This window comes from Armatimonas sp., from assembly GCF_043757465.1.
Lineage (GTDB): Bacteria > Armatimonadota > Armatimonadia > Armatimonadales > Armatimonadaceae > Armatimonas.
On record NZ_JAYVPL010000158.1, the window covers coordinates 124953 to 136290 of the forward strand.

11 protein-coding genes are annotated in these 11338 nt (G+C 58.1%); 7 read left to right on the top strand and 4 right to left on the bottom strand.

Features of this window, described 5'->3' with window-relative positions:
• Positions 1-2 precede the first annotated feature (2 nt).
• Together ACH2ED_RS22450 and nudC are read right to left on the bottom strand one after the other, a co-directional pair.
• Positions 3-437, bottom strand: a complete 435-nt coding sequence (locus ACH2ED_RS22450; RefSeq protein WP_395094975.1) for a hypothetical protein — start codon at positions 435-437, stop codon at positions 3-5.
• A gap of 221 nt (positions 438-658) precedes the next feature.
• Positions 659-1498, bottom strand: coding sequence for an NAD(+) diphosphatase (gene nudC / locus ACH2ED_RS22455; protein WP_395094976.1), 840 nt, complete (start codon positions 1496-1498; stop codon positions 659-661).
• A 22-nt stretch (positions 1499-1520) separates the two neighbouring features.
• Between nudC and ACH2ED_RS22460 the strand changes: the two genes are divergently transcribed.
• The 5 genes from ACH2ED_RS22460 to ACH2ED_RS22480 all read left to right on the top strand — a co-directional run bounded on the left by ACH2ED_RS22460 (position 1521) and on the right by ACH2ED_RS22480 (position 5482).
• Complete coding sequence (locus ACH2ED_RS22460; protein ID WP_395094977.1) at positions 1521-2087, top strand: hypothetical protein; 567 nt, start codon at positions 1521-1523, stop codon at positions 2085-2087.
• Positions 2088-2402 (top strand): carboxymuconolactone decarboxylase family protein, encoded by a 315-nt coding sequence (locus ACH2ED_RS22465; RefSeq protein WP_395094979.1) that lies wholly within the window; start codon positions 2088-2090, stop codon positions 2400-2402. It begins immediately after the preceding gene.
• Between the two features lie 210 nt (positions 2403-2612).
• Complete coding sequence (locus ACH2ED_RS22470) at positions 2613-3695, top strand: CsgG/HfaB family protein (protein ID WP_395094980.1); 1083 nt, start codon at positions 2613-2615, stop codon at positions 3693-3695.
• A 72-nt stretch (positions 3696-3767) separates the two neighbouring features.
• Complete coding sequence (locus ACH2ED_RS22475) at positions 3768-4268, top strand: RNA polymerase sigma factor (protein ID WP_395094981.1); 501 nt, start codon at positions 3768-3770, stop codon at positions 4266-4268.
• Positions 4265-5482 carry a hypothetical protein gene (locus tag ACH2ED_RS22480; protein ID WP_395094982.1) on the top strand — a complete coding sequence of 406 codons (1218 nt, stop codon included), beginning with the start codon at positions 4265-4267 and terminating at the stop codon, positions 5480-5482. Before ACH2ED_RS22475 ends, ACH2ED_RS22480 begins: the two co-directional genes overlap by 4 nt.
• Positions 5483-5485: 3 nt before the next feature.
• Here the strand turns inward: ACH2ED_RS22480 and ilvA are convergent, their stop codons facing one another.
• The gene (gene ilvA / locus ACH2ED_RS22485; protein WP_395094983.1) at positions 5486-6700 is read right to left on the bottom strand and encodes a threonine ammonia-lyase; all 1215 of its coding nucleotides are present in this window, start codon (positions 6698-6700) and stop codon (positions 5486-5488) included.
• A gap of 26 nt (positions 6701-6726) precedes the next feature.
• On the opposite strand from ilvA, the gene ACH2ED_RS22490 reads away from it, so the two are divergent.
• Positions 6727-7977, top strand: coding sequence for a hypothetical protein (locus ACH2ED_RS22490; protein ID WP_395094984.1), 1251 nt, complete (start codon positions 6727-6729; stop codon positions 7975-7977).
• 72 nt (positions 7978-8049) lie between these two features.
• On the opposite strand, the gene ACH2ED_RS22495 is transcribed toward ACH2ED_RS22490, so the two are convergent.
• On the bottom strand, positions 8050-9081 hold the full coding sequence (locus tag ACH2ED_RS22495) for a hypothetical protein (RefSeq protein WP_395094985.1): 1032 nt from the start codon (positions 9079-9081) through the stop codon (positions 8050-8052).
• 80 nt (positions 9082-9161) lie between these two features.
• Here ACH2ED_RS22495 and ACH2ED_RS22500 point away from each other — a divergent pair, with 80 nt between their 5' ends.
• Entirely contained in the window at positions 9162-11300 is a 2139-nt protein-coding gene (locus ACH2ED_RS22500) for a tetratricopeptide repeat protein (protein WP_395094987.1), read from the top strand.
• Positions 11301-11338 lie beyond the last annotated feature (38 nt).

Genomic DNA, 11338 nt, shown 5'->3' on the forward strand with positions numbered 1-11338 from the left:
AACTAGAGCTTCGCGTCTATCAAGCCGGTGATCCCGACCCCGGAGACACGCCTCAGGGAGTCCAGATCCTTCACTTCGCGACTCTCGATAGGAATCATTCCCTTGATGCGAAGCTGTAGGCCTGCACGAGCATCCGCCTCCACCTGCGCGATAGCACGGACTTTCTCCACCTGCTCCCTCGGGCCGGTGATCTGGGCCGCGCCTGCGTATGTTCCCTTACCAATCGAGAGAATCGGTACGATCCGCGTCTCGGCGTCCTTAGTCGTTCCGCCAATCACTTTATTGACGGCTTTGTTGATCTCGCCGCCAAACTTGTCTATGGCGATAATAATCGCTCCGCCCTTCAGCAGCTTGTCGAGCTGTGCACTAGCCTGAGGCGCAATCACAAGTCCGCTGAGCATCCCTACCGCAAAAATAGCCACTGGTAAACGTTTCATCTTATTCTTTCTCCTTCAACCTAAAATCCGAAACCTCATGAGAAAGGCGCGACGGGATACCCGCCGCGCCCTGTCTCCATCTGCTCCGCGCACTCATCGTCGAGAGCCGCTATGCCTCCCGGTAAACAGCCGCCAACTTTGGAGGCTGACCCAGGGCACAGCGCGATGGACTCAACCATTATACCTCGGCTGGCTCAAGTTTGTTCCTCAGTGTCATTTTTTCACAAAAGTGTCGCATTCCGCCGCTCCGCCTGTTTGGCGATCCAGCGATCTATAAGCTGGCGAGAGAGGGCGTAGGATGGGGGCAGCTCGGGGAGGCTGGTGTGATGAAACCAGGCGGCGTGAGAGAGTTCGGTAGGGTCGGGGACGATCTGGCCGGATTCGTAGCGGCAGATAAAGCCGACCATGAGCTGGTGGGGAAACGGCCAGGGCTGGCTGCCATCATAAACACACTCGCCGATGGTGATTTGCACTTCCTCGATGGTCTCGCGGCGGCAGCAGTCCTCTAGCGACTCACCGGGCTCGACGAAGCCCGCTAAGATAGAGTAGCGCTTCCCCCAGCCTTCTTTTTGGCCGAGCAGAATATTGCCCGCACCGTCGTGGACAAGAATCAGTACGGCGGGGGTAGCGGGCGGGTAGTGGTTGAAGCCGCACGCCGCGCACTTCTGGTTCCAGCCGTCGTCGTTGTGCGTCGGGCCGCCGCACGACGGGCAGAACCTTGCGTTTTTCTGCCAGCGGATGAGCTGCGACGCGTAGCCTGCCACGGTAGTTTCCTCGTCGGCGAGGTGCCCAAAGAGCGCACGCAGCCCCAAGCGACGGAGGCCCTCAGGCTCCACGGCATCGTCATCCGCAGCAGGTACTTGGAAATAGGCGAGGCACGGCAGGCCGTCCAGTGTCCCGATAAAGAGCGCATTGTCGGGGGCACTGTCGCCACGGAGCAAGCTCGCACCGTGGCGGTTGTGGTGGACAAGAAGCTCGCCGTCAGCGACAAACGGCAGAAGCAGATACGGGCCAGTGGGCAGCACAAGAGGCTTGCCGGCGGGATAGGCGCGGACGAACATGCGTCATGGTACCATAGCGGGTATGAGACAGACCCCGCTCTCTACCGGAGCCGATGTGGTGCTCGCCAATCACCTTGTGCCTGAGCAACCCACGGTATTTTTCTTCTACAAACCCAGTAGCCTGCTAGAGCAACAGTTCTACGAGGGTGTCCAGAAGCAGCTTGAGGGAAAGCCCGTCGCGCTTAAAGTTATTCACCTAAAGACGGGTGACGAGCCCATTGCCAAGAAAAACGAGATTACCGCGACACCGATGGCGCTGATCTTCGACCGTCGGGGCCGTCAGACAGGCAAGGCGGCCAACCCTGATGAGCTGATGAAGTTTATCCGTGCGGCCAGCGACGTGGCGCGTATTGACTGGGTAATGGACACAGCAGACCCGCACTTTGACGCTCTCAAGAAGCTGGGAATGCCCTTCAAGATGCCGCAGCAGATTCCGGGCATCATGCGCACGATGAGCGTCAAACCCGAGGCGATGGTGATGGTGCAGCAGCTTGCAGGAATGATGCACTTCTCCGACGGTGCCCTGACACGCCGCCAGAAAGAGCTGGTCGCGACCTATGTCTCGGCGCTGAACCGGTGTAAGTACTGAGTGTCCAGCCATGGCGGATTCCTGCGGTCGCAGGGACAAGATCTCAGTGATGTGGACGCGGTCGGGACGGGCGATCTGACCAAAGCCAAGGGCCTAGCTCCCAAGGAGCGTGAGCTGCTCGGCTTTGTGAAGCGGCTGACCTTAGAGCCTGCCAAGGTCTCTGATCTCGATGTTGAGGCGCTACGAAAAGCGGGCTGGACCGATGAGCAGATCTTCGAGGCAACGTTTGACACCGCCCTCTTCGCCTTCTTCAACCGAATGGCCGATGCCTTCGGCCTAGACTACGACCCGCGCGGCTGGGCACCGCCGAAATAGCCATAGTTAAACGACCGAGAGGACTGTCTGCTTTAGCTGACGGGGGAATCGGCGACCTTTCTGCCGAAGGCTTAGGGGAAGTATTTTCAAAGTAACTGAGCCGTTTTCACGAATTATTTTTCACGGTTTTTTCACGTTAGGTTCACTGACCCTTTACGCAAGCCGCCTAAGATGGGGATAACTTTACAACCTGATGGTGAAAGACCTAAGATGAACATCAACAACAAGACTATTTTTGCGCTCACAGCGCTTGCAACCCTCCTGGTCAGTTTCCCTGGAATCTGCCAGGCACAGACTGCCACGGAACCCCTCAAAGCGTCCTCCGAAGCCCCTAAGACCAAGCGTGTCATGGTCGTAACCTTCCAGCAGCTTGATCGCAAGGTCAAAGACAATATCCCTCTGGGCCAGGAAGTTGCGGATCGAGTGACACTGGCGCTCGTTCAACAAGGAGCCCGCGTGGTGGAGCGTGCCGACTTAGCTGCAATCGAGAAAGAGCGTGGCTTGATTGCAGGCAATGGCGATAAAGGAGCTGTTCTGGAGCTAGGGAAGCTCAAGGGAGCTGCCGTGGCTATCATGGGCAAGATCACTGAGTTTGGTATTGTTGAAAAACAAAGCTCTCCGGGAAACGAGGTTACTAAATCACTGCTAGGCAGGTTCAAGCCCGTAAAAGATAAAGTGGTGAGTAAGGCATTCGAGCTGCGGGTGAGCATGGATGTCCGCCTGGTGAGTATCGAGACTGGGGATATTCTGGCGGCATCCAGTGTGCTAGTAACCGAGGGCACGGATGAGAGCGATATCAACTCCCTGCTGAGCAAGAGCTTTGGAGGGACCGAGCTGCTCAAGCTGGGCCTGAGTGCGGTGCTGGGAAGCAAGAAAACGGAGCAGAATTCGCAGGCCGCGCCTCCTGCGGATAAGAATACGGCATGGAATGAGTCGCAAGCGGGTAAGTGTACGGAGCGTGCGGTACAGCAGCTTGTGGCACGGCTGATGGACAAGATCCCCCTTGCCTCCGAGACCGATATTGAGGATATGAGAGTTACCGCGCTTCAGTTCCAGGGGCTTGGGGACTACAGTGAGGCCACACAGATCGTGGAGGTTCTAGGAAAGCTTGCTGGAATCGGGGGAGCCGATCTCAAGAGCTACACCCCGGAGCTGACGGAGATTACCGTCCGAGGGAGTGCGAAGACTCTCAAAGGAATTGTGGGGAGCTTGTTGGCGGAGGAGTCTCTCAAGGCATTCAACCTGCGGGTTGCTAGCGCCACCCAAGACAGTGTGGTCTTCAAGAAAGGCTAGAGTTCCGAATCCCCTCCGCAGGCCGACGGCCTGCGGAGGGGATTTTTTTATTTTCCAACAAAATCGGGCACAATGCCCACTAACTCTCTGAAAGCAATGCTCACGCCCGACCTAAAACTCCTTCTGGAGCACAAAGACCGCATCTACCGACTCGCCTTGCGCCTGAGTGCGGGCTGCGTTTCCGAGGCGGAGGACATCACGCAGGAGACGCTTCTCGCAGCGCTCAAGACCCTCCCGCTCTTTCTGGGGCGCGCTCGGCTCACCACCTGGCTCCACACCATCACGATTCGTACCTGGCGTGCCCGGCAGAAACGCTTGCCGCTGAAGACTGAGTCGTTGGACGAATCGGAAGGCATTGCGCCGGAAGACATCGCCTTGCGGCTCGATCTGGATCGCGCGATCCGTACTCTTTCTGGCAGCCAACGCGAAGCGTTTGTACTGGTGAAGGCGGAGGGCTGGACGCATAAAGAGGCGGCAAAAATTCTAGGTGTGCCACAAGGAACCGTACAGGCCCGTGTCTTTGAGGCCACCCGCCGCCTACGGGAGCTGCTTTCGGAGGAAGAAATTAAATGACCGAGAACGAGCTAGATCAACAAGCACGGCTCTGGCACGTGGAGAGCACCTTGAAGCCGCACAAGGCCGCGCCGCTCGAAGCACGCCTACAAGCCGCGCTCCCCGCCGCCCGTACCCGCCGCTGCTGGCAAGTCACTGGAGCCGTCGTAGCCCTTGCAAGCCTTCCTCTGGGTAGAGTAGCCGTGACGGTACTGAGCGACTACCGGCTGGCGAAATCAATAAAGATCGAGCCGCTGGAGATCTTTCCAGGAGAGAGGATCGTAAATACCCTGAGCCTTGGCCCCGATGGCACCGTGGCAGGTGCCACCCAGGAGATTCAGGGAATTCGGAAGGCTAAGCACAGTACACTCTGGAAGCCTGGTCAATCCCGCCCCAAGAGGATCGGGCTGGCAGTGGTAAGAGGGATTCTCTCAAATGGCACCGTCGTCGGGTCTGTCTTTGACAAGAAATCGGGGTACAGCTCCGCACTCTGGGAAGGGGATAACATTCGTCTGCTACAGCCTCTGGCGGGCTACGTGTCGACAAGTGCTGACTTTGTTCTGTCCGACGGAATCATTGGACATAGCCGGATGGCTCAACTCCCTGGTAAATCCCCAAAGGAAGTGGGGACACTCTGGCACGGCAGTAAGCTGGAGCCTCTAGAGAGAGATTTTGTTTTTTCACCCCAGGACTCTCCCCATCCAATTGATGCCAACGCACAGAGCGAATTTTTGATCACCTCAAACCCATATAAGACCAAACACTACTGCATTTATTCAGGAAACAAGCGCATCCCTGTTCTACGCGAGGAACGGGATCAGAATAAAAACTTGATGTGGGAGGCCGATCCTAAGTTTTTAGGAAAAAATGGGATGATTTTTGGAATCATGTCTCGTGGGGGAGTGACCCAGGTAGCGTTCTGGACCTCACCGTCAGCCTCTCCCCGCCCGCTCTGGGAGAAGAGCTTTTCTTTTGGCCCGATGCCCACGGCGTGCACGGATGCCGATGACGAAGGCAAAGTGGTAGGGGTGATGACCAACCCCATTACGGAGACCACGAGCCTGTTTCTCTGGAAAGCCGGTCGCTACTTCGATCTGCAAAGGCTACTTCCGCCGATCTCGGGCTGGCACCTGACCTCAGTTCTTCGGGTGGAGGGACGCTTTATTTTGGGACAGGGAACCTACCAGAGGAGACCCTCGCACTACCGCCTGACCCTGCCACCTGGGTTTCCGTAGGGCTCAGTCCAGGCGTCTTACGGGGTAGCCGCCTGCTTGGAGACAGGCTTCGAGGCGGGCGATATGCTCCTCGCCGCGCACTTCGATCAGCATCTCCACACCGGTGCGACCGTAGGGAATCTCGGCGCTGATGCGGTTGTGGGTCACTTCCATGACGTTGCCGCCCGCTTTTGCAATGGTGTCCAGAAGCGCCGCGAGGCCGCCGGGACGGTCGGGGCACGACGTGAAGAAGTGAAAATAGCGGCTGGTGCGGATCATTCCGCGCTCGATCAGATCAGAGAGCAGCTTGAGGTCAATGTTGCCACCGCAGAGAATACACGCCGTCTGCCCGACACCAAGCCCCGGATGCGCGAGCAGCGCCGCCAGCCCCGCCGCGCCCGACGGCTCGACCAGCACTTTCATGCGGGTGAGGAGCAGCAAAATAGCTTCGGCGATGCGCTCGTCACTCACGGTCACCACATCGTCGGCGAGGGCCTGAATGTACTCGAACGTGCGCTCGCTCGGGGCCTTGATCGCGATGCCATCGGCGATAGTGTCGCACGGGGTCAGGCGCGGCAGGAGCTTGCCCGCATGAAACGACTGCGCCGCCGCGTTTGCACCGGACGCTTGCACCCCGATGATCCGACAGTGAGGCCGCGCCGCTTTCACGGCCCGCGCGACGCCTGAGAAAAGCCCGCCGCCGCCAATGGGAATAATCACCGTGTCCAGCTCCGGCAACTCATCGAGTAGCTCCAGCCCCAGCGAACCCTGGCCCGTGATCACCCCGTCGTCGTCGTAGGCCGAGATAAAGACCGCGCCCGTCTGCGCCGCACGGTTTTTTGCCGCCGTGACCGCCTCATCGAAGTTCGCGCCCTCTAAAATCACCGTCGCGCCGTAGCCCTCAGTGGCTTGTACTTTGGCGATGCTCGCTCGCTCCGGCATCCAGATCGTCGCCGCAATCCCCGCCATCCGCGCCGCCAGTGCGACGCCCTGCGCATGGTTGCCCGCCGATGCCGCGATGACGCCCCGCGCTTTTTCGTCGTCGGTCATGGTGGCAATGCGCCAGGTGGCGCCACGAATCTTGAACGAGCCCGTCGCCTGGAGATTTTCCATCTTCAAGTGGAGCCCAAGGCAGCCTGTCTGTGCCGAGACCGCGCCCGATGTGTAGAGCGGCGTGCGGCGCACTCTGTCTCGCACACAGCTCTCGTAGGCGTGGCGGATCATTTCTGGTGAGACCATGGCGCTATTGTACCGAAAATAACCCTGTGACAAAGAAAAACGAGCTGATTTGGGTTCTCGTGCTGTTTGCCCTGGTGGCGGGGCTAAGCGTCGCCTTCCAGAAACCGCTGACCTACCACGACGGTAAGGGCTGGGACGGAGTTGCCTACTTCCAGATGGCCCAGCAGGTGGCCCACCACGAGCATCCAAGCGCCATCGGCCCGTTCGCCTTTCGCCTGGGGACGCCCGCGCTGGTGGCGTGGCTTTTTCCAAGTCATCTCCTGCTCGGTTTTCGCCTCGTCAATCTGGCTGCGTGTCTGCTCTCAGTAATCTTACTCACACTCTGGCTGCGGCGCTTCGTGGAAAGTCCCTGGCTTCGACTCGCACTGATCGGGGCGTTTCTCACACAGTGGCATGCCCCGCTGCGCTTCACCGCGCACTACGCCGCCTACACCGACCCGTGGCTGTTTGTGTTTTTACTGGGGGGATTGTTGGCACTCCCCCCGGCTTCCGTTCGTTCCTCACTTCAGCCGACCCCCTCTCGCTCTGTATCCATGTTCCATGGGACGAGAGGGGGTGGATGGTTCGTTTTGCTTTGCTTTGTCGGGGCGCTGTTTCGGGAAAGTGCGGTGGTAGTGCCGCTCGCCGTCGCGATTGCCAGCCGAGGGCGACAGTGGCCCGCGCTGCTCGCGGGAGTTCTGGGCGTAGCGGCGACGCACGCACTAGCGAGTCAGACCGATGGCTACAGTTTTGCACGAACAATCGGGCAGTGGGCCTACAACAAGCCACTTCCCGTCTATGTTCACGGGCTCTTTATCGCCTTTGGCCCCGCGCTGGTGCTCCCGCTTTTCTTCTGGCGCACGGCGTGGGCGTGGCTGAAACACCAACCAGTGTTGACGTGGATGCTAATCGTCTTTCTGGCGCTTGGCTGGGTCGGCGGCTCAGACACGGAGCGCATTGTCTACTGGGCGATGCCGATTTTCTACGTGCTTTTTGGCGTGATTCTGGAGAAGCACGCACTGCCCAAGAGCTTTTATATCGTCCTCGTCGCGCTCCAGTTTCTCTCCCACCGGATTTTCTGGACACTTCCGGACTTTCCGAGCAGCGCCCACTCACCGCTCCCGCTCTTCACGCCGCCGACCAGCGCCTGTCAGTACCCCGATCTCTGGTCGTTTCAGGCCAGCCGAACCGTTCAAGTGATTGCGCTCACCGAGTATTTGCTCGTCACACTTGGACTCTGGCTCTGGCTACGCTACTCCCCATCCCTCGGGCAGCGTTCGACGGTAAACTGGCTGTGACATCGGGTTTCTTTTGGTGCGTTTTAGTTTAGCTACTCAACTGTACCCGAGAGCGAGCCCGATGTCATTTGGCTAAAAAGAGGGACGACTAATCTGCTTGGTGAAGCCGGAGGGGGGCTGTGGGGTGAACGTCAGCTCCACCTGGAAGCAAGCCCCATCTGGGATGATAAACGCTGGGCCATGTGCTCCGCGCACGAGCAGATGGTTCTCGCTGGGCAGAAGCAGCACGTCACTCCCAGTTACGGGAATCCCATTGAGCCAGACCACTTCAGGAGAGTTCTGCTCAAACTGAAGCTGGGCACTACGCGGTGTTTCGTCTCCAACAAAAACGGTCTCGCGCCAGCCCGTAGCGTGGTGGATGATCTCTCCAGCATGAGAGAGCTCCCAGGTCGGGCCGAGCCAGGTGGCGGTCTCCAGAATCCAGAGATGTGGGGCGAGCGCCTCAGGGACGGCAACGACCTGGGAGACGCCCGCAGCAAAGACGGCAGGTGTTTCGCTAAAGACCACTTCAATAACCTCACCCGGCCCCGCATTGAAAACCGAAACCTCGCGTCGCTCGCTGGGTGTGCCCACCACAAAAAACCGTGCGCCAGGGAAAGGATCAGGCCTGAGGTGCGCTGTGAGCAGAGTGGCATCGGATTTGACGAGACCGGCGTAGGCGGCCAAGTAGTTCTCCGAAGGCCCGAGCGGAAAGTCATGTGCCCAGATCAGTGTCTCGCCTGCCGCCACCGTGCGCTCGTCGAAGGCGGGAAAGACACTGCCGACACAAGGCGCTTCCATCGGGTTGTGGGCAAAGAGTAGTGCGCCTTTCTGGGCAGTGCGCCACTCGGTGGCGATAAGGCCGCCCCGGACACGCAGCCCGGAGTGAAAAGTACCGGAACGGAGCGGCTCGCCAAACGCTGCGGCAAAGAGGGCTAGGGGGCGCAGCTGCCAGAGTGCCTCGGCAGTAGGGGCAGCGCAGATGGCAGAGCGCGCTCCTTCGGCCCAGGCGCGGCGGACGGCACGGGGGTGTGGCGGGAGGGGGGAGGCGTGCTTACCGAGTGAGAAACCTAACAACTGGGCAAACTCGCTCAGCTCAGCAGGAACATCAACAGATAAAGGCATAGCGTCTGAGTATACCCGCTGCGTTTTCGCAAGTCCGCTGAGTTTTCTCGTGGTGCTGACCGATACTAAACAAAGAACCAATGGCTAAGGGAATCTTCAAAGAGATCAAGCAACCACCGACACTCTGGCAGCGCTTAGTGGGTGGAGCCAAGGCCGCACGTCACCTGAAGATAGCAAACCCTCCTCTGACTCCAGATGCGGTAGTCCACTACTACAGCGCTCTGGTAGGAAAGACACCTCAGCCCGCACTGGCGCGGGTGGCGAAAGCACTCCTCTGGGCGGATATGAAGACACGCCAGTTCCACTCGCGTTGCGCCTCTTGGTACCCTCTGGCTGCGGAAGCTTTCCCCGAGGATGAGCGGTGCGCCTTCTATGTGGCCGCTCTGTACCACCATGGTCTGATCACACCCAGCAATACGGCTCTAGAACAGAGTGTGGGACGGTTGATGAAGCCCGACTGGCGCGAGTCCATCTACTGGAATAAGCTAGATCTACCGCGTCATGAGATCCTCAAACGCATGACTGATTGTCTGGACGAAGAAGATATTCGGATCACGCCAGAGCGTCTACCTATTCTTGAGGCCGCTTTTGATTCCACGACTCTCACGGAAGAACAACGCATTCGGGTGGCTCGTTGGCTAGGAGTTGCCTACCGTGCCAGTGGTCGCAGCGATGATCGAGCGGAGATTATCTACCGTTATCTGTTTATTCACGTTTCGGAGGATAAAGAGAACAACCAGTACCTCGCCAATCTCTTTTCGGGGCGGGATCTCGATGATGCTAATGCCTGTGCGGTCTACTTACGGATGTTCACTGAGGCCAACAAAGAGAACAAGCAGGAGGCTCGTGCCTACTGGAGTCTGCGCCTTTCACACGCTTATATCGCCCAGAACCGGCTTGGTGTTGAGGCGGTCTTGCCCCTTCAGGTAGCGCTGGCTCTCTCACCGGGGGATCACCTTCTGGAAGCGGCACTGGCCTACTCAATTGGGCGGAGCGATATTATTTTGCTCGACTCATCGCTGCTTAAACACCTGGAGATGGCGATTGCCTTCGAGTCGGAGCTGGTGCCGCATTTTGCAGAGCGCCAGTGGCAGTGGTCCGTGGTTCCGCGTGCTCTTGCTCTCGCTTGGGGGCAGGTGGGGCGACGTGACTCGCTGGCATCGTTTATCTATGGGCGTGCCACAGAACTCTGTCCTGAGGAAAAAGTACTTTGGTTTTACTACGCGGTCGCCCTGTTGGAGACCGGAGACTACTCCCACAAGGCAATGATGATCTATGAGAAAGCGCATTATTATAAACAAGCGGATGAGAGGATTCTGCTTGCTCTAGCGCGTACCTACCACGAAAATCGCATTCACGAGACCCCAGATCGCCGTAAGGCACTGACTCTCTGGGAGACACTCTACCGTAAGGGGACGGCCACAGACGACGTTCTCGCTGCACTGACCGAGGTGTATCTGAGCGAGGAGCGTCTGAGCGATACAGCGCTGGAGCTATTACAGAAATACACACGCCCGGGTGCGAGTATTCCAGACTCGCTGCTGCTACGGGTTGCCCAGGAGTGGCATCTACGCGGTGATCTACCGATGGCGCTTCGCTGGTACCAGGAAGCGGAGCAAGCGATGCCCGGCCACTTCGTCACTCTATTGGAGTATGGTCTTCTTTTGAAAGAGAAGTTTAGCGACTTCACAGGGGCAGTCAACATTCTGGCGCGCGCGGTGATCTTGCCAGGAGGAGCTAAGCACCTGGAAGCACATTTTGGTCTAGCGGAAAGCCTTCTAGGTCTGGAAAAACGTGAGGATGCCCGGCGGATCTTCCAGATTATTGTGGAGAAAATTGATCCCAACCATACACAAACATTACTGCATCTGGCTCGCCTGAATCTCAAATTTGAGGAGCTAGGAATGCTACGCGCAGAGACATTTTACGAGCGCGCCGCCCGTGTTGCCCCCGATAACCCCGAAACCTACAGGAACATGGTTGATCTGTACCGCGCTCAGGGAAATTCAAAGATGGAACAGTGGGCTCTGGAGCAGTACTTGAAACTCGGTGAAGCTGATCCCTTAAGATTTCGTGAGCTCGCCGACCTCTATATTCGTCGGGGCGAGTTTGAAAAGGCAGAGGGGGCTTTACGCCAGGTAATCTCGCTGGGTAAGGCGGATCGTGATACGTATACATTGCTGGGCGATGTGGTTCAGCAAATGCGTCGTGCGGGCTAGTTTTTCATTCTAATCTTCTGTTTGAGATGCTAAGTCAT